The sequence below is a fragment of the Rheinheimera texasensis genome (assembly GCF_964031785.1).
GTDB lineage: Bacteria > Pseudomonadota > Gammaproteobacteria > Enterobacterales > Alteromonadaceae > Pararheinheimera > Pararheinheimera texasensis_A.
This window is the reverse complement of record NZ_CAXIRE010000004.1, coordinates 1-17,908: the sequence shown is the minus strand read 5'-3', so window position 1 is coordinate 17,908 and position 17,908 is coordinate 1. Positions and strand designations below refer to the sequence as shown.

The 17,908-nt window shown below is 54.9% G+C and carries 19 protein-coding genes; 13 read left to right on the top strand and 6 right to left on the bottom strand.

What is annotated here, in order from left to right; translation table 11 throughout:
* The 4 genes from kdpC to ABNT34_RS00210 all read left to right on the top strand — a co-directional run bounded on the left by kdpC (position 1) and on the right by ABNT34_RS00210 (position 4,943).
* Positions 1-648: a potassium-transporting ATPase subunit KdpC gene (gene kdpC / locus ABNT34_RS00225; protein WP_348727693.1), complete on the top strand. Its 648-nt coding sequence runs from the start codon at positions 1-3 to the stop codon at positions 646-648.
* A 147-nt stretch (positions 649-795) separates the two neighbouring features.
* The gene (locus ABNT34_RS00220; RefSeq protein WP_348727692.1) at positions 796-1,554 is read left to right on the top strand and encodes a TorF family putative porin; all 759 of its coding nucleotides are present in this window, start codon (positions 796-798) and stop codon (positions 1,552-1,554) included.
* A gap of 9 nt (positions 1,555-1,563) precedes the next feature.
* Positions 1,564-4,269, top strand: coding sequence for a sensor histidine kinase KdpD (locus ABNT34_RS00215; RefSeq protein WP_348727690.1), 2,706 nt, complete (start codon positions 1,564-1,566; stop codon positions 4,267-4,269).
* Positions 4,266-4,943, top strand: coding sequence for a response regulator (locus tag ABNT34_RS00210; RefSeq protein ID WP_348727688.1), 678 nt, complete (start codon positions 4,266-4,268; stop codon positions 4,941-4,943). The genes ABNT34_RS00215 and ABNT34_RS00210 overlap by 4 nt, the downstream gene beginning before the upstream one ends.
* Before the next feature lie 34 nt (positions 4,944-4,977).
* On the opposite strand, the gene ABNT34_RS00205 is transcribed toward ABNT34_RS00210, so the two are convergent.
* Both ABNT34_RS00205 and ABNT34_RS00200 read right to left on the bottom strand, forming a co-directional pair.
* The gene (locus ABNT34_RS00205) at positions 4,978-5,628 is read right to left on the bottom strand and encodes a cupin domain-containing protein (RefSeq protein ID WP_348727686.1); all 651 of its coding nucleotides are present in this window, start codon (positions 5,626-5,628) and stop codon (positions 4,978-4,980) included.
* 108 nt (positions 5,629-5,736) lie between these two features.
* Positions 5,737-6,273 (bottom strand): hypothetical protein, encoded by a 537-nt coding sequence (locus tag ABNT34_RS00200; RefSeq protein ID WP_348727684.1) that lies wholly within the window; start codon positions 6,271-6,273, stop codon positions 5,737-5,739.
* A 129-nt stretch (positions 6,274-6,402) separates the two neighbouring features.
* On the opposite strand from ABNT34_RS00200, the gene ABNT34_RS00195 reads away from it, so the two are divergent.
* The 4 genes from ABNT34_RS00195 to arsJ are packed head-to-tail and all read left to right on the top strand — an operon-like array spanning position 6,403 to position 9,576.
* Positions 6,403-6,753 (top strand): metalloregulator ArsR/SmtB family transcription factor, encoded by a 351-nt coding sequence (locus tag ABNT34_RS00195; protein ID WP_348727682.1) that lies wholly within the window; start codon positions 6,403-6,405, stop codon positions 6,751-6,753.
* A 36-nt stretch (positions 6,754-6,789) separates the two neighbouring features.
* On the top strand, positions 6,790-7,299 hold the full coding sequence (locus ABNT34_RS00190) for a protein phosphatase (protein WP_348727680.1): 510 nt from the start codon (positions 6,790-6,792) through the stop codon (positions 7,297-7,299).
* Between the two features lie 52 nt (positions 7,300-7,351).
* Complete coding sequence (locus tag ABNT34_RS00185; RefSeq protein ID WP_348727678.1) at positions 7,352-8,356, top strand: ArsJ-associated glyceraldehyde-3-phosphate dehydrogenase; 1,005 nt, start codon at positions 7,352-7,354, stop codon at positions 8,354-8,356.
* Positions 8,353-9,576, top strand: a complete 1,224-nt coding sequence (arsJ, locus tag ABNT34_RS00180) for an organoarsenical effux MFS transporter ArsJ (RefSeq protein ID WP_348727676.1) — start codon at positions 8,353-8,355, stop codon at positions 9,574-9,576. The genes ABNT34_RS00185 and arsJ overlap by 4 nt, the downstream gene beginning before the upstream one ends.
* Before the next feature lie 223 nt (positions 9,577-9,799).
* Here the strand turns inward: arsJ and ABNT34_RS00175 are convergent, their stop codons facing one another.
* Positions 9,800-11,146, bottom strand: coding sequence for a hypothetical protein (locus ABNT34_RS00175; protein WP_348727674.1), 1,347 nt, complete (start codon positions 11,144-11,146; stop codon positions 9,800-9,802).
* Between the two features lie 155 nt (positions 11,147-11,301).
* Between ABNT34_RS00175 and ABNT34_RS00170 the strand changes: the two genes are divergently transcribed.
* Positions 11,302-11,616, top strand: coding sequence for a metalloregulator ArsR/SmtB family transcription factor (locus ABNT34_RS00170; protein WP_348727672.1), 315 nt, complete (start codon positions 11,302-11,304; stop codon positions 11,614-11,616).
* An 11-nt stretch (positions 11,617-11,627) separates the two neighbouring features.
* Here ABNT34_RS00170 and ABNT34_RS00165 read toward each other — a convergent pair whose 3' ends face one another.
* On the bottom strand, positions 11,628-11,963 hold the full coding sequence (locus ABNT34_RS00165; protein ID WP_348727670.1) for a hypothetical protein: 336 nt from the start codon (positions 11,961-11,963) through the stop codon (positions 11,628-11,630).
* A gap of 117 nt (positions 11,964-12,080) precedes the next feature.
* Positions 12,081-13,430 (bottom strand): glutathione-disulfide reductase, encoded by a 1,350-nt coding sequence (gene gorA / locus ABNT34_RS00160; RefSeq protein WP_348727668.1) that lies wholly within the window; start codon positions 13,428-13,430, stop codon positions 12,081-12,083.
* 398 nt (positions 13,431-13,828) lie between these two features.
* On the opposite strand from gorA, the gene ABNT34_RS00155 reads away from it, so the two are divergent.
* Positions 13,829-14,482, top strand: coding sequence for a DedA family protein (locus ABNT34_RS00155; protein ID WP_348727667.1), 654 nt, complete (start codon positions 13,829-13,831; stop codon positions 14,480-14,482).
* A 6-nt stretch (positions 14,483-14,488) separates the two neighbouring features.
* Here ABNT34_RS00155 and ABNT34_RS00150 read toward each other — a convergent pair whose 3' ends face one another.
* A complete protein-coding gene (locus tag ABNT34_RS00150; protein ID WP_348727665.1) occupies positions 14,489-14,905 on the bottom strand; it encodes a DUF1801 domain-containing protein in 417 nt (138 codons plus the stop codon).
* Positions 14,906-15,061: 156 nt separating this feature from the next.
* Between ABNT34_RS00150 and ABNT34_RS00145 the strand changes: the two genes are divergently transcribed.
* Genes ABNT34_RS00145 through ABNT34_RS00135 form a run of 3 tightly spaced genes read left to right on the top strand, consistent with a single transcriptional unit; the run spans position 15,062 to position 17,746 of the window.
* Complete coding sequence (locus tag ABNT34_RS00145) at positions 15,062-16,414, top strand: DNA recombination protein RmuC (RefSeq protein ID WP_348727663.1); 1,353 nt, start codon at positions 15,062-15,064, stop codon at positions 16,412-16,414.
* Positions 16,411-17,223 carry a transporter substrate-binding domain-containing protein gene (locus ABNT34_RS00140; RefSeq protein ID WP_348727661.1) on the top strand — a complete coding sequence of 271 codons (813 nt, stop codon included), beginning with the start codon at positions 16,411-16,413 and terminating at the stop codon, positions 17,221-17,223. Before ABNT34_RS00145 ends, ABNT34_RS00140 begins: the two co-directional genes overlap by 4 nt.
* 19 nt (positions 17,224-17,242) lie before the next feature.
* Positions 17,243-17,746, top strand: coding sequence for a hypothetical protein (locus ABNT34_RS00135; protein ID WP_348727659.1), 504 nt, complete (start codon positions 17,243-17,245; stop codon positions 17,744-17,746).
* Positions 17,747-17,908: the final 162 nt, after the last annotated feature.

Here is a 17,908-nt window from a genome sequence, read left to right as displayed (position 1 = left end):
ATGAACCTGAATTCTGCTTTTGCTCAACCTATGTCTGCCTCCACCGCTGAGAATGCGCCTGTGCAGCAGCATGCCTTATGGTTACCGGCTTTACGTTTCAGTCTGGTCGGGCTCGTGTTCTGTGGCGCTTTGTATTCCGGCGGTGTGACGCTTTTGAATCAGCTGCTGTTTCCGGCGCAATCAAACGGCAGTCTGATCCAGGCCACCGACGGCAAAGTGTTGGGTTCTGTATTGGTCGCCCAGCCTTTTAGCGCAGAACGTTATTTTCATGGCCGGCCAAGCGCCGTCAATTCCGACCCGATGAACACTGCGGGTTCGAATCTGGCGCCGCCCAACCCGGCCCTGCGTGAACGGGTTGCCGCGGAAAGTAGTCGTTTAGCTGCGCTGTACCAGGTAAATCCTGAGAGCTTGCCGCTGGATTTGCTGGCCAGTTCCGGCTCTGGCGTCGACCCGCATATCAGCCCGGCGGCGGCACAACTGCAGGTGGACCGTGTCGCGAAGGCCCGCAGCTGCGCCACAACAACTGTCACGGCGCTGGTGGCGCAACAAACCCAGGCGCCGCAATGGGGTGTGCTGGGTGAGCCCCGGGTTGCAGTGTTACCACTGAATCTGGCGCTGGATCAGGTCTGTCCGGTGCAAGCGCCATAACAGCGCGATTGGTCACCGGTCGATTTTTGCTGTGATTTAACGGGATAGCAGCAGCTGTGTGGCCGTCAACTGGCACTGTTGTCAAAACAGTGGTTGCGGGTTGGCCACGCAGTTTTTTCCCCGTAATGACTGTGTTGAAGGATCTTTATGAAAGCTTTATCTCGTGCCGTGTTTGGTTTCGGTAAAATTTGTGCATTAGCGGCGTTATTGGGCAATGGCGCACAGGCGGCGCCAGCGGCTTCGGCCTGGCAAAGCAGCGGCAATCTGACTTACATCTCGGATTATCTGTTTCGCGGCATTTCGCAGACCAATGAAGGCATGGCGCTGCAGGGCAGCCTGACGCTGGCCAATACCGACGGCTGGTATGTCAGCAGCTGGGCCTCCAATATCCGCTTTGGTGAGGGCAGTCTGGAACTGGACCTGCTGGCCGGGCGCAAATGGGCGCTGAATGAGGATATGACACTGGACTTAGGTGTGATGCAGTACCGTTATCCGCAAGGTCACAACAGCAGTAATGGTTTTAATTATTGGGAAGCCTACAGCAAGCTTGTCTTGGGTGGCTGGACCTTTGGTCTGGCGTTGACGGACAACTATTTTGCCAGCGGCGTCGGCAAATTTGGTTATCTAAGTGCTGACTGGCAGCAAGCGCTGACTGACACTGTGCAGCTGCAGGCCCATGCCGGCCTGAACCGGTTTGCCTCAGCCACAGAGTTCAGTACTTTCCTCGGCGCCCCTGTTTCTGAAAGAGCTGTGGCGAGCAGTTATCTGGACTGGAGTCTGATGTTACAGGCGCAGTGGTTGCAACTGGACTGGGCAATAGGTGTGGCCGGTACTGATGTATCTGCTGACGCCTGCCCGGCTTTGTGTGATGACCGTGTACTGCTGCGTCTGAGCCGTAACTTTTAAGGAGTGTTGATGAACCCGACCCGCAATCTTTCCACTGCCCCGCAGCCAGATCTGCGCAGCCAGCAGGCTGATGCGCTGTTAAAGTCACTGCAACCCAGTGGCGGCAAGCTGAAGATTTTTCTCGGCGCATCGCCCGGCGTTGGCAAAACCTGCGCCATGCTGGAAGCGGCACGCGAGCGGATGCAGCAAGGGGTGGATGTGCTGGTCGGGTTGATTGAAACCCACGGCCGCAGTCACACTGCGGCTTTACTCGATGACTTCACGCTGTTACCGCGGCGTGAAGTGTCTTATCAGGGGCAGCTGCTGACAGAATTTGACCTCGATGCCGCTTTGGCGCGAAAACCAAAACTGATTCTGGTGGATGAGCTGGCGCACACCAATATCCCAGGCAGCCGGCACAAAAGACGTTATCAGGATATCGCCGAATTGCTGGCGGCCGGCATTGATGTCTATACCACGATGAATATCCAGCATGTCGCCAGCCTCAACGACCTGGTGCTGCAGGTCAGTGGTGTGCGGGTACGTGAAACAGTGCCGGATCAGTTTATCGACAGCGCCCGGCAGCTGGTGTTTGTCGATTTGGAACCGGCACATTTATTAGAGCGGCTGGCGCAGGGCAAAGTCTATCTCGGTGAATTTGCTGAACAGGCGCAGCAGCAGTTTTTCCAGCTGGAAACCTTAACTGCGCTGCGGGAAATGGCGATCAAACTGGTGATGCATCATGTCGACAGCCAGCTGAAAACCGAACAACAAGCCAAAGCCACTTGTCAGGATTACACCATCGCTGACAAGCTGTTGGTGCTGATCTCAAGCCGGCGTGACCATGAATACTTAATCCGCATCGGCCGGCGCGTGGCAGAAAAACGCCAGGTGCCCTGGGTGGTGGTTTGGGTTGATACCGGCGCCATGCAATATCAGGCGCAGCAACAACGGTTGCAGGCCACTTTTGCCTTAGCGCGGGAACTCGGCGCCAGCACCGATGTGCTGCGCGGCCCTTCAACGTTGCAGACCATCGGGCCTTATATCACCGAACAACGCATCAATGCGGTGCTGGTCGGTGCCGGCACTCCGCGCTGGTGGCAGCCGTGGCGCAAACCTTTGTATCAGCAGTTGGTCAATAGCGGTCTGCCGCTGGAAGTGTCGGTATATCGCGCTGATGCCACCAGTTCAGCGCAGTTACCGATGCCCACCAGTCCTTTTGGTCAGACCGCCGGTTATGGCGTTGGCCTGCTGTTGATGGCGCTTGCCAGCAGTGTCGCTATCGTCCTGCACCGGGTGCTGGACAACGACAACCTGGTGCTGATTTATGTGCTGGCGGTGGTAGCCTGCGGCCTGAAATACGGCGCGCGGCCAGCAATTTTCACTGCGGTTTTGTCGTTTTTCAGCTTTAACTTTTTCCTGACTGCGCCTTATTTCAGTTTTAACGTCAACAAAAGTGACGACATCACCACGCTGATTTTTCTGCTGGTGATTGGCATGATTTGCGGGCCGGCCGCGTCGAAAATTCGCCAGCAGCTTTTGCTGCTGAAGGCTGCCAACCGGTATTCCGAATTTCAGCGTGATTTTGCCGCCAAGCTCACTGTGGTGCATCAAACCGATGAACTGGCGCAGGTGCTTGCGACGCAGCTCAGCAGCGCGCTACAGGCCCCGGTGCATCTGGCATTGCCGGCGGAAAATCAGTGGCAGCTGCTGCCGGCACCGCAAGCGCCGTTGTTGCCCATTGACGGTGCCGTGCTGGACTGGTGTGCGCAGCATCAGGCGATGGCGGGGCGTTTCAGTGAAACCCTGACCGCCAGTGTCTGGAGCGCTTTTCCGCTACGGGTGCAACAACGTACAGTGGCCGTGTTGCTGGTGCGATTTGCGCCTGAACTGGCGGTGCTGCGGCCAGACGATGAACGTCTTATTACTAGTTTGCTACAGCAGGCTGGCTCCGTTTGGCAACGCATCAGTTTGAGTGCTGAGCTGGAAAGCTCGCGGGTCAAAGCCGAAATGGAGCAGCTGCGTTCGGCGCTGTTAAGCTCAGTGTCGCATGACTTACGCTCGCCATTGTCGGCAATGATGGGCTCGGCGGAAAGCCTGCTGGTGCTGGAACACCAGCTGAGCGCAGCCGACCGGCACGAACTGCTGCAGACCATTTTAAGTGAAAGCCAGCGACTGGACCGTTATATTCAGAATTTGCTGGATATGACCCGGCTTGGGCATGGTCAGCTCAAACTGGAGCGGGACTGGGTGTCGGTGAATGACATCCTGGCCAGTGCGCGGCAGCGGTTAAAACGCTTTTTTCCACAGCAAAGTCTGATTTGTCAGGTCAGTGCTGATTTACCGCCGCTGTTTGTCCACGCGGCGTTGCTGGAACAGGCGCTGTTTAATATTCTGGAAAATGCCGCGCGTTATAGTCCGCCCGGTGCACCTGTGGTGGTGACAGCGGAACTTAGAACCGGGCCGGAGCGGCGTTATTGTCATATCGAGATTGAAGACGAAGGCCCCGGCATCGCGGCGGATTTACGCGAAAAAGTCTTTGATATGTTTTATGTGGTGGCCGACGGCGACAGCAAACGCCACAATACCGGCATGGGACTGGCGATTTGCCGCGGCATGATTGGCGCGCATGGCGGCACTGTCGAAGCTCACGCCGCCAAAAGCGGTCAGGGTTCCTGTTTTGTCGTTGAATTACCGCTGCCAGCACAACAGCAGGCCAGTGAGGAGATGGTGTGAAGGCAAAAGTATTAGTCGTCGACGACGAAATGCAAATTCGCAAAATGCTGCGCATCGCGCTGAAAAGCGTTGGCTATGAGGTGGTTGAAGCGGACAGTGTCGAGTCTGGTCTTGCCGCAGCGGTGCGCCAGCAACCAGATTTACTGGTGCTGGATTTAGGTTTGCCCGACGGCGATGGTAGTGAACTGCTGGCCGAGCTGCGCAGTTTCAGCAAAGTGCCGGTCATCGTGCTGTCGGTGCGTGCCGGCGATCGCGACAAAATTCAGGCGCTGGATTTGGGCGCGCAGGATTTTGTCACCAAGCCGTTCAGCGTCGAAGAATTATTGGCACGGGTGCGGGCGCAGCTGCGTGACCGGCAGACGCAAACCGCATCGCCGCTATTAACCGACGGCCATTTGAGCATCGACTTAGCGCTGCGTCAGGTGCAGGTCGACGGGCAGCCGGTAGAGCTCACCCCCAAAGAATATGCGGTGCTGGCTGCCTTAGCGCAGCAAGTGCATAAAGTGGTGCTGCAAAAACAGCTGCTCGAACAAATCTGGGGCCCAAGCCACGGCGATGATACGCATTATTTACGTATTGTGGTCAGTCACTTACGACAAAAACTCGGCGACGACCCGACAGCGCCACATTATTTAAAAACCGAAGCAGGGGTAGGTTATCGCTTGTGTTTGTGACTGCGCCCAACTCTATCCTTACAAAGCCTTGAACTCACCAGGGCAAATGGCCGGTTTTTACCAGAATGACGGTTTCTTCGCGGACAAAAGGCGTATGTTGGCTTTGATGTGGACTACGTAGCCAGCTTCGCGCCGGATATTCGCCGAACTCGTCGCAAAAAGTGCCGCTCAGGACCAGTATCTCTTCGCCACCAAAATGGCGGTGCGGCAGAAACACTTCGCCGGCCGGCCAACGCACCAGTGCGGTATGTTCACCTTCAAAGCTATGCAAAGGCATCACCTGTAAACCACCATGGCCGGGCAACCATGCAGTGTTTGCGGTATCTATCCGCACTGTGGCCTGATCGGCTGGATTGAATTGATGCAATTTGACAAACAAAGTACAGCCATCGCGGCTAAAAGGTGCATGCTGGCTGCCTGGCGGATTACGCAGATAACTGCCCGGGCCATAGTCGCCGTGTTCATCACTGAATATACCTTCCAGCACCAGAATTTCTTCCCCGCCCGGATGTGGATGCGACTTGAAGTGGGATCCGGCGGCATAAGATACCAAACTGGTCGCATGGCCGGATTCTGCCCCACCGCGTGACAGCGGTTTACGCAGCACGCCCGGCATCGGGCTTGGTTGCCATGGCTGCGCGGTGGTATCGATCACCACGCGTTCGGCAAAATGCATATTCAGCATGCAGGGCTCCTGTGTAGTGATATTGCGTGTCCGTAGATCGCCTCCGGCAATCGTCAGGCTGCGTACTACGTTGCGTTCAGCCAAGCTGACCGGGATGGCGAAGCTGACTCATGGACTTTCATTTTCATTCGGTTTCATGTCAGCCTGTCGGCGTTGGTACCGGTGCCGGTAAAACATGTAGCTCCCAGACATCAATAGTAATGCACCGATAAGTGCAGCACCGATGGCATTTTTCAGATGATGTTTCCGCCAGTCTTGTGGTCGGTAGATCAGCTGATCGGCAATACTGAGCCGGATGATCTGGCTGTGGGCAGCTAAAACTGTCATGTTTGCCTGGCTAGTGGCGGCGCGCTGCAGGACTTTACAGGGTTCAATCAAGCCCAGCAGGCCTCTGTCCGTATAGAACCATGTTGTTGGCGGATGCTGCGCCAAGCGCAATTTTACTGCTGATTGCCTGCGTTCGGTACTGCAGTGAAATTCAGCTAACGCACCGGTATATTCGGCTTTATTTTTGGCCTGCAGGGTTGCCTGCAAGTCACTGAGATCCAGCAATCCAAGCAGCAACAGCAGCCCACCAGTCAACAGGCTGATGCTGGCCATCACGGTCGCTTTCATTCGTTCTATCCCTGATTTTTTAATCTGCACTCATTTAATACTTGCACCGCAGTTTGTCAGAACGGCGCTGGCTTGTCTCTGTTGTGCATTGACATATGGAATATCATATATATGATATTCCGTATATTTTCGGTTTGGTAAATTTCAGAATAAGTTAAAATGCTACAACCAGTTGAATTTTATAAATTATTATCCGATGAAACCCGTCTCAATTGCCTGTTGCTGATTTGTCAGCAACAGGAGCTTTGTGTCTGTGAGCTGGTCTGTGCGCTCAACGACATCCAGCCAAAAATCTCCCGCCATCTGGCGATGCTGCGTAAAGCCGGTTTGTTGCTGGACCGTCGCCAGGGCCAGTGGGTGTTTTACCGCTTAAATCCGGCATTACCGGATTGGGCCTGCCAAAGCCTGCAACTGACATTGCTGCAAAATCCACAACAACTGGCGCCGCTGACACAAAAGCTGTGTGCCATGGGCGACAGACCGGCGCGGCAGTCGGCGTGCTGTCCTTGAGCCATACTTCACTTTTTGCCGACAGAGGAAAGCATCATGGCTGATAAATCCCATCCATTTGACGAGCTGCTGATTAATCCGGGCACCGGCGCCACGGCGGCATTGCTGTTTACGCCGTGCCCCGGCACTAAAGGCGTTGAGATTAAAACCGCACTGGAACAACTCAAAGCGGCAGGTGCTGTGGCGGTGATTAGCCTGACGCCGGACAGCGAAATGCAGCAACTGCAGGTCAATGATATTCCTGCACTGTGCCGCGAACTGGGCCTTGGCTGGTTTCATTGCCCGATTGATGATGATCAGGCGCCTGGGCATTTGTTTGACATCAATTGGCAGGTCGCTGCGCCACAAGTGCATCAGTGGCTGCGATTTGGCGACAAAATTGCCATTCACTGTAAAGGTGGTTCGGGCCGCACTGGTTTGCTGGCAGCGCAAATCCTGCTGGAACTGGGCCTGGATAAAATTGAAGCGAAAAACCGGGTGCAGGCGCTACGGCCTTATGCGTTAACGCTCAAGCCGCATCTGGATTATTTCAACAAGCTGAAATAAAAGATTTTTCATTGATTTAGCGCTAAAGCACAAAAAGCGCCGGAGAGTTTTAATGAGTATTCGTGTTGGCATTAATGGTTTTGGCCGCATTGGCCGGTTGGCATTACGGGCAGCGTTTGACTGGCCTGAATTTGAATTTGTCCGGGTAAACGACCCGGCCGGTGATGCCGCCACTTTTGCGCATCTGCTGAACTTTGATTCGGTGCATGGGCGCTGGTTACATCAAGTCAGCCATACCGACGACAGTATTGTGATCAACGGCAAAAGCATTGCAGTCAGCCAGCACAAAACTATTGCCGATACCGACTGGTCGGGCTGTGACATTGTCATTGAATGCTCCGGCAAGATGAAAAGCCAAGCAGTGCTGCAGGCTTATCTGGCGCAGGGCGTCAAACGCGTGGTGGTCAGCGCGCCGGTCAAAGAGCCGGGTGTGCTCAATGTGGTGATGGGGGTGAATCAGCAGCTGTTTGATGCCAAAGTGCACCGGATAGTCACCGCAGCCAGCTGCACCACCAATTGTCTGGCACCTGTGGTCAAAGTTATCCATGAAAGCCTCGGCATTAAACACGGCTCCATCACGACGATTCACGACTTAACCAATACCCAGTCGATTCTGGATACTCCGCACAAAGACTTACGCCGCGCCCGCGCTTGTGGCGCCAGCCTGATCCCAACCACCACCGGCTCTGCTACCGCCATCACGGAAATTTTCCCGGAACTGAAAGGCCGCTTAAACGGCCATGCGGTACGGGTGCCGCTCGCCAACGCATCCTTGACCGACTGTGTGTTTGAAGTCGAGCGCGCGACCACCGCTGAGGAAGTCAACAGCTTGCTGAAGGCCGCTGCCGAAGGGCCATTACGAGGCATTCTGGGGTATGAAAGCCGGCCGCTGGTGTCAGTCGATTATAAAACCGACCCGCGCTCCAGCGTCATTGATGCTTTGTCGACCATGGTAGTGAACGGCACCCAGGTGAAAATCTACGCCTGGTACGACAATGAATGGGGCTACGCCAACCGCACTGTCGAATTGGCGCGACTCGTCGGCAGCGCCGGATGAAGGCAGCTAAGCAAATGGAGGGGCAGCAGAACCTGAAGCAATACGCCGTCGTCACCGGCAATTATTGGGCCTTTACCCTGACCGATGGCGCGCTGCGCATGTTGATTGTGCTGCATTTTTATCAGCAGGGGTTTTCAGCGCTCGCTATTGCTTCGTTGTTTCTGTTGTATGAACTTTTTGGCGTCGTGACCAATTTAACCGGTGGCTGGCTCGGCGCGCGCATTGGCCTCAATCGCACTATGCATATCGGCTTGTTGCTGCAGGTGGTGGCGCTGTCTTTGTTGCTGGTCCCGCCTGAATATCTGACGGTCGCCTGGGTGATGCTGGCGCAGGCGCTGTCGGGCATCGCCAAAGATCTCAACAAAATGAGCGCGAAAAGCGCGTTAAAACTGCTGTTGCCGGCCGAACAACAAGGCCAGTTATTTCGCTGGGTGGCGCTTTTAACCGGTTCAAAAAATGCGCTGAAAGGTGTCGGGTTTTTCCTCGGTGGTTTGCTGCTGAGTCTGGCTGGTTTTCAGGGCGCAGTGTTGGCGCTGGCGGCGATGTTGGCGCTGGTCTGGCTGCTTAGTCTGGTGCTGCTAAAACGTGATTTGGGTAAAAGCAGTTTTAAACCCAAATTTCGTGATTTGTTCTCCAAAAGCCGGCCCATCAACCAATTGTCTGCAGCGCGGTTGTTTTTATTCGGCGCGCGTGACGTCTGGTTTGTCATTGCGTTGCCGCTGTATCTGTCGACGCAGTTTGGCTGGAGCCACAGCGCTGTCGGCAGTTTTCTGGCGCTCTGGGTCATAGGATATGGTGCGGTGCAGGCCGCAGCACCGAAACTTTTACAGCGCGGCGGGCAAGTGCCGGATGGCGGCAGTGCTTTGTATTGGGCGGCCATTCTGACCGGCGTACCGCTGTGGATCAGTATGGGCATGCTCAGTGCGCCGGCACTGGATTTGTGGATTTTACTCGCCGGTTTATTGGTGTTTGGCGTGGTGTTTGCGATCAATTCGGCGCTGCACAGTTATCTGATAGTCAGCTACGCCAGGGCCGACGGCGTGTCGCTGGATGTGGGCTTTTATTACATGGCGAACGCGATGGGGCGCTTAACCGGCACTTTGTTATCCGGCTGGATTTATCAGACTTATGGCCTGCAGCCCTGTTTATGGGCCGCCAGTCTGATGTTGCTGCTGGCCACAGTGCTGAGTCTGGGGTTGCCGAGAAATACCGGGTGTTAGTGCCTAATGCTGATCAAGACGCAAATTTGTTAAACAGAGTGGAAAGAAAGGCCTCAGCAGCTGCGCCAGCAAAACGCAGACACGCCGTGAATATGTCCCTATAGGCTCGTCATCCGCTGTCCCTGCGGCTGACGGTCTGCTTTTTTGCCACCACAGCTCGCCTTTGAGGGTTCATCTAATACAAAAAACAATGCCAGCCAGTTTAACTGACTGGCATTAGGCCTTAACGCCAGATCAACTGCACAGTATCGAGCACGGCAAAGCCTTTATGCACGCCACCTTCAAGGCTGTCTGAGGCTTTAGTTCTGAGCAGATAACCGCCATAGCTGGCGCTTTCGCCAAGGCTGAAAATGCCCAGTTCGCTGATATGGCCTGATGCGGATTGCCACTGGCCCTGCACCAGTTTATCCAACGCTTCCGGCCGGATCTTGGCGTCGATTGGCGCCATCAGGATATCGCCGGCATCAGATTGTCGCTGGGCATACCAGTGGCTGGCTTGTGCCGCACGGGCTACATTGCCACCGCCTTCGGCCTGGCGTTTGTACCACCAGCCGGCGGCGAGGCGGGTTGCCACTTCGTCCGCGGTTAGCTCATCGACTGCCGCCATCGGCACTGTTAACGCGGCAAGTTGGCGGGTTTCCGCCAGACTAAAACCAAACTGCGCGGCAAATTCCGCATGCCTTACTGGTTGTTGCAGATACTGACAAAGCCGCAATTGCAGCCATTTACTGCCGGCCAGTTGCTCGCTCAGCGACGGGCACACCAGCAGATCAAAGTGTTCAAGCTGCGCCCGCAACTCAAGCTGCGCTGCACTTTGATAATCAGCGGCGTTGTAACCGGTGCGAAAATACAATAAATGCAGCGGTTGGCGCTGCGCATCACAAAGCGTTCGGCTGCCGGCCGGATTTGCGGCAACCCGCTGGTGCAGTTGCGCCAGTGTCAGCCGTTGCACTGTGGCACCGAGCTGTTGCAGCGCTTCAGCCAGTAATTGCTGGTCAAACACATTGTCTTCCTGTGGTTCGACCACAAATACAATCTGCGGATTTGTCTGGCCCGCTTGAGCGGCGGCGGCTTTGTACAGCAGCTGCGCCTGTGCGCCAGTCGCCGGATTTTCTGCATAATGCCCGGGCATTTGCTGTTGCAGCAATCCCAGCCACCGGCTATTCAGTGGCCCCATACCTGCGGCGATAGGGTTAGACTCGACCCAGCGCCATTGTTGGTTTTGGTCCAGCATCAGGTCATGGCGTTGTAACGAGACAGTTTTAGCAATACGGCTGGCAGTGCCAGCTGCGTTCAGCAGGCGCGTTAGCTGGCCTGGCAGACTGTTGCCCGTAGCGAGCGGTGCCAGCTGTTGCAGCAACCAGTCAGTTTGCTGTGCCACACGCAGATGCAATAAACCAAGCAGCCGGCCGGCCGCTAAGGCCTGTTGCCATAATTCGTCACTTAGATGGTACGGCGTCAGCGACACCGGCGCCGGCAGCCATGCGCTATCTTTGCCTAACAGACCAAGGCCGGCCTGTTGTAGCAAACTGGCGATATCGGCGCTTTGGCTTGGGCTGAAACTGGTCATTGGGCACTTCCTATATTTCCATGTTTGTCGAATTATAATATTTCGATAAATATGGAATCGTCAATTTATATTTCTATTGTTGTCGAAATAAGTTTGAGTGCGGCGGCACTCTGTCGTTAGAATGCAGCATTATCAGTGATTGCAGGATGGCTTTTATGGATCTGGAACAAGCAGCAGCGCAATTGGCTGAATTAGGCCATAGCACCCGGCTGGCGATTTTCCGCATCCTGGTACGCGCCGGGCAGGGCGGCATCAGCGTGGGCGAAATCCAACAACAGCTGAATATCCCGGGTTCAACCTTGTCGCATCATTTAAGCCGGATGAGTAAAGTCGGTCTGATGCAACAAACCCGCGATGGCCGCACTTTATGGTGCCGCCTGGAGTTTGCCGCGATGAACCAGCTGCTGGGTTTTTTAATGGCGGAATGCTGCAGTGCAGATGCTGCGCCTACAAGTTCAGGCTGTAGTTAGTCAGGCTGAGATCAGGCGGCCGGTCCTCGTGGCTGATTGGGCGTCTCTGCGGTTGCTGATGTGGCAGCGGATTGGGTTTCGATAGTGATCCCCGGCACTTTGATCTGAAAGCGGGTGGCGCCGATGGCACCCAAAGCCATCAACAATAATGCAGCACCCAGCATATAAGACAGTTGTTGTTTTTCAGCGGGTGCGAACACCAGCACCAACGCGGCGATGACAAGAAACACACAGGAAGCACCAATCAACAGCCTTTTGGTTTTTTCGCGCTCGATCATCACCTGACCTAAAATATTGACCCCGGCGCCGGATGCACCACCCTGAAACTCACCATCCTTGATATCCATTGTTGTGCTCCTGTGGTTTGGGCTTGCCGCCAGCCGGCATTCTCTCTAAAGCGAACTCTTCAAAGCTAGCCGGCATTGGCAGAACTGCAACCTGATTTGGGCACAGACGGTGATTTATCAGCGCATCGTAACGAACTCTTCAGCAGAAGTCGGATGAATAGCCACACAATTATCAAAATCAGCTTTGGTTGCGCCCATTTTGATGGCAACCGCAAAGCCTTGCAGCATTTCGTCGGCGGCATAGCCAATCACGTGCAGGCCCACCACTTTTTGCTCAGGGCCGGCGCAGACCAGTTTCATCCGCGTGGGTTCACGGTGTGAAGTTAAAGCGCGGTACATGGCAGTAAATTCGCTGCTGTAGACTTTGACTGCGGCATCGCCGTATTCGGCGCGTGCTTCGGCCTCGGTTTTGCCGACCGTGCCAATTGGCGGGTGCGAGAACACCACAGTCGGTACTAAGTCGTAGTTCAGGTGTTCGTCGGTTTTGCCATTAAACAAACGCTCGGATAAACGCCGGCCGGCGGCAACCGCAACCGGCGTCAGTGCGAGGCGGCCGGTGTTATCGCCGATGGCATAAATGCCCGGTACATTGGTGTTCTGGTATTTGTCGGTTGGAATAAAACCCTGCGCATCTGTTTCGACGCCAGCTGCAGCCAGATTCAGATTTTGTGTATTCGGCGTGCGGCCAATGGCCCAAATCAGGCAATCCACCTGCAGCACATGGCCGGTACTGAGTTGCAGCAGCAAAGAACCATCGGCTTCGCGGTTGACGGCGGTCACTTCAGTATGCGAGTGCACCTGAATGCCATTGTGCTGCATCAGCTGATGCAAAGTGTCCGACAGCATGGCGTCAAAACTACGCAGCGCTTTGTCGTGGCGTACCAGCAAATGCGTTTCGCTGCCAAGCGCTTGTAACACTCCGGCAATTTCTACTGCAATATAACCGGCACCGACGACGGCGACCCGTTTCGGGCAGTGGTCTAATGCGAAAAAACCATCGCTGTCGATGCCAAGTTCAGCACCCGGAATGGCTGGCCAGGCCGGCACGCCGCCGGTGGCGATACTGATATGGTCGGCACTGTAGCGCTCGCCGTCCACTTCGATAGTATGGGCGTCAATAAACCGGGCAAAACCTTTGATCACCGTGATTTGGTTTTTACCCAGCACCCGCTCGTAGGAGCCATGAATGCGGGAGATATAAGCTTCGCGGCTTTCGACCAGCTTGCCCCAGTCAAGTAGCGGCGCTGTGACGTCATAGCCGTAATCCGGTGCCAGCTTCAGCGCATCGGCGATTTGCCCGGCAAACCACATGGCTTTTTTCGGCACACAACCGACATTGACACAAGTGCCGCCCAGGGCCTTGGCTTCCACAATTGCGCAGTTTTTGCCGTAACTGGCAGCTCTGTTGGCGCTGGCGATACCGCCGCTGCCGCCACCGATAGCGATGTAATCAAAATGTCGGGTCATAGGAGTGCCATAAATATCAAAAGATGAATTCGGGTTATAGGGATTTCACCGGTGGAAAACAAGGGGCGGTGCAAACAGGCTGTGGTGGGGCAGCGTTTTTTCGCCGGGCGCTTTCGCCTGACATTTTGATGATCTGCCTACTCTTTGCTTTAGAAATCAATAAAATGTCTGCGCTTACGGCTTCTGCGCTGGAAAAATAGCTGAGCTTGCGCTGCCTTAGCCAAAAAACTTTGTTTGACGAACGGCCGCCCAGCCGCTAAAAAGTCGGCCTTTACACAGCTGCTTCAGCTGTTTGTTTTTGACCGGAATGATGGCGCGGGTCACGGCAACAGGCCGGGTTTTAGCCGCCAAAGTCCCCGGCAGACCTTTGAGCCTGCCCTCCAGAGGAACCGCAGTCGATGCAAGAAATGCTCATGGCGATCTGGCACCAGAATTTTGATCAGCTGATCCAGCTCGGGAAAGTGGATTTACTGATTTGGTGTTTATTACTGATTTTGTTTCTCGAATCAGCTTTTGTATTTTTGCCGTTACCGGGCGACAGTCTGGTACTGATGGCCGGTGGCCTGATGGCTGCCAAGGTGATTGAACCGGAGGTGGTGTATCTCTACATGCCTTTGGCAGCAGGGCTTGGCAGCCTGCTGGCATACTGGCAGGGCTATGCGCTGGCACATACGCGTTTTATGCATCTTATCGGGCGTATCGTGCCTGACAACAGCCTGCCGCGTGCGACGTCGCTGCTGGAGCGCCATGGTCTGCTGGCGATGTTCTCTTCGCGTTTTATTCCGTTTGTCCGGGTGCTGACGCCGATGATGATGGGCATGACCCGGCTGACTTTTTTGCATGTCACCATGATTAGTCTGGTCAGTGCCTGGTGCTGGACTTTTGTGCTGAGCCTCGCCAGTGAAACGCTGATGAAACTGCCGTTTCTGATGCAATATCATCAATTGCTGGGCAAGGGTTTGGTGTTGGTCTCGCTGGGGCTCTTTGTGCTGGCCATTCTGGCCATTGTCTACCGGCTGATGCGCAAACCGGCCGCACCGGCTGGCGAATAACACGTCCTAGGCATAGCGTTGTTGCATCGTTGCAACAGCGCCTTGCAGGAGCTGTCGCAGTACTTGCAGGTTGATATCGCTGAGGCGGCGCACCGACAAACAGGCTTTGCCCATCTTATGTTTCCCCAGCTGCGCCAGCAGCTGTTGCTGCTGCGCATCTTCTGCCAGCAAATAAATACTGATATCAGTTTTACGGCTGGAAAAACCCACCACACACATATCGCCTTCGCGGCCACTGGCGTAGCGGTAATGATACTGGCCAAACCCGACAATACTACTGCCCCACATAGTGGCAGCACAGCCGGTGATGTCCTGCATCATGGTCTGTAATTGCTCACAGTCCGCGCGGCGCTGCGGGTCTGTAATAGCCGCCAGATAGGCAGAAACCGGGACGTTAGTGGCGATGGTTTTATTGGCTGGCATCAAGGTATCTCACAGAACTTTTCCTCATCAAACCAGCCTAGCCGATTTCAGCCTGAGCTCCAACTGAGACAAAACCGTTCGGCGCAGGCACGACATGGGCTTAAAAAGCTGTATAGTAATACAGTGGTAGGGCTAAGCCGTTGAAACGGAGGCAAAATGAACGAATTCACTGATGTCAGGCTCTGGCTGGAGCTGCTGTTAGCGCTGGCATGTGTGGGCGGTATAGTGGCCTGGTGGCGCCAGCAACAGGCGAATCGGGCGCTCAGCGAGCAACACATCCGGCAACAGGCGCAACTGGAGCATCAGCAAAGTTTGCTGAATGACCACCGCATGCAGCTGCAGCAAAGTCAGGACGAAGTACGCCAGCAGCAGCAGGACTATTTACGTCTGAAAGAAAAACACGACCGGCTGCAGGTGCTGCTGAGCGAAAAACAAAGCCAGTATCAACAGCAGCTGGCCTTGTTGCAGGACAGCAAACTGCAGTTAAAACAAGAATTTGAAAACCTCGCCAACCAGATTTTGCAGCAAAAAGGCGAGCAGTTTGCCCGCCAGAGCCAGCAAAGTCTGCTGCAGCTGTTACATCCGCTACAGGCCGATATGAAAGGCTTTCGCGACAAAGTCGAAGCCATTCACACTGAAGATCTAAAACAGCGCAGTGAGCTGAAAACCGAGCTGCTGAATCTGCAAAAACTCAATACCGCCATCACCGACCAGGCGGCGCGTTTAACCAGTGCGCTGCAGGGCCAGAAGAAGCTGCAGGGCAACTGGGGTGAGCTGATGCTGGAAAATGTGCTGGAAAATTCGGGCCTGCGCCCCGGCGTCGATTACCGGCGTGAAGTCAGTTTTCAGACCGAACAGGGCCGGCGCCGGCCCGATGTGATTGTTGACCTGCCGCAACAAAAGCATCTGGTGATCGATGCAAAAACCTCGTTGCTGGCCTATACCCGTTATGTGAACGCGGAGCAGGATCTGGAACGGGCGGATGCACTAAAAGCCCATTGTCAGGCGGTCAGTGATCGAATTGCCGAGCTCGCCGATAAAAGCTACTACCAGCTCGACGGGCTGAATTCGCCGGAAGTGGTGTTTATGTTTATTCCGATTGAGTCGGCTTACGTCGAAGCGTTAAAACATGACCCTTTGTTGTATCAAAAAGCGCTGGAACGTAATGTGCTGGTCGCGACGCCAACCACATTGCTGACCAGCCTGAATATCGTGCGGCAGCTATGGCGTTTCGAGCAGCAAAACCAGCACAGTGCAGAACTGGCGCAGCGCGCTGAGCGTTTTTACGCCAAGCTGGCGGCTTTTCTGGAATCGATGCAGGGGGTCGGTAAACAGCTCGACAAGGCACGGGAAAGTTATGACAAGGCGTTAGCGCAACTTTATAGTGGCAAAGGCAATCTGATAAAACAGGCGGCAGAATTTAAGGAGTTGGGTGTGGCGGTGAAACAGGAACTGGACCAGCAGCTGGTGGAAAAAGCCCGGCTCGAACTGTCGGCGGATGCGCAATGAAGCCAGCAAGCTGGTGTATGCTGTGGGTCTGTCTGGCGTTTGGCGCAGCGGTGTCGGCCGAGGAACTGCTGCCGGCCAAAGCGGCAACACCAGAGCCCGCGCCTTGCCATCTGGTTGCGCACCTGAATGAATCGAAAGAACTGACTACCGCCGCCGGCCTGCAATTGCCACGCTGGTACGATTTACATCACCGCCTGCTGAAATTACTGACTGACAAAGCCGGTTGCAGCCTCGAAGTGGTCGGCAGCCCCTGGCCCCGCAGTCTGGCTTTGCTGCGCGACGGAAAAATCGACCTGATGCTGACCATGTCTTACACCTTAGAGCGTGAGTTATATGCCGATTTTATCGGCCCGCATTATCTGGAAGAAACCGTGCTGGTGCTGGATAAACAATATCTGCCGAAAGTAAAAAAACTCAGTGATATCCTGATGTTACCTGGCGCTGTTGGCGTGCTGCGCGACGCCTGGTATGGCGACGAATTTGCACAGGCCAGCCTTGAGACCGAATTTCAGCCTTTCCTGCAATATGCTAACAGCCTGACGCAAAAACTGAATTTGCTGCAAAAAGAGCGGGTAGTGGGCATGCTGGAAGATAAAACCCAATATCTGGAATGGAGCCGCACTTACCCGGATTTGGCCGCGCGTTATAAAATCGCCTTTCGGTTACACAGCAATCCGGTGTACATAGTCGCCAGTCGCAAAGGTGTACCTTTTTCGGTGCGGGAACGGCTCAGACACGCCTGGTATCAGGTGTATGGCGGGCCCGAACACCGGGCTATTTTAAACGAATTTGGCTGGGTACTGGAGTAAGTCCTAAGGCAGGTGCGAGATGACTCACCATAGCAGTGTGACCGAATTGCGCCGGGTGATTTGGGTGGGCGGCGCGCTGGACAAATACACCGGGCTGGTGCGCCAGCACGTGTTGCCCGGCCAGCATTATTTTCAGTGGTTTGAATCCCGCGCTTTAAGCCGGTTTTTGCAGCAACATGCCGGCCAGCCGGTATTGGTGATCGCGCATAGCTACGGCGCCAGTACCGCCGCCCGCGTCATTGCCAGCGGTTATCGTGTCGACGAATTAGTGACGATAGATCCGGTCAGCTGGCGCAAACCTAATGGCGAGATGCTACGCAAACACTGCCGGCACTGGCGCAATTATCTGGCCGGCGACACTTCGGTCAATTTCGCCAATCTGGTCGCCCGCTGCGGTGGCTGGTGGCAACACTGGCCACAGCTGCACGCCCACCAGCATCTGGTGCTGAATGCTGATCATGCGCTGATTGTTGATGCAGTGCTGCAGTCGTGGCGGCAAGGCGCTGCCCTGCGCGTGGCTTGATTTTTTTGCCCTGCGGGCGACGGTTGGCTTATTTTTCGTTTTTGCCTGTGCGGCTAGTCCGCTTAGCAAAGAGTTCACCTAACGGTGAGTCACTTTCTTTTGTTTCAGCAAAAGAAAGTAACCAAAGAAAAACCGACGGTAAGGTTCACACTCATAGGTGAC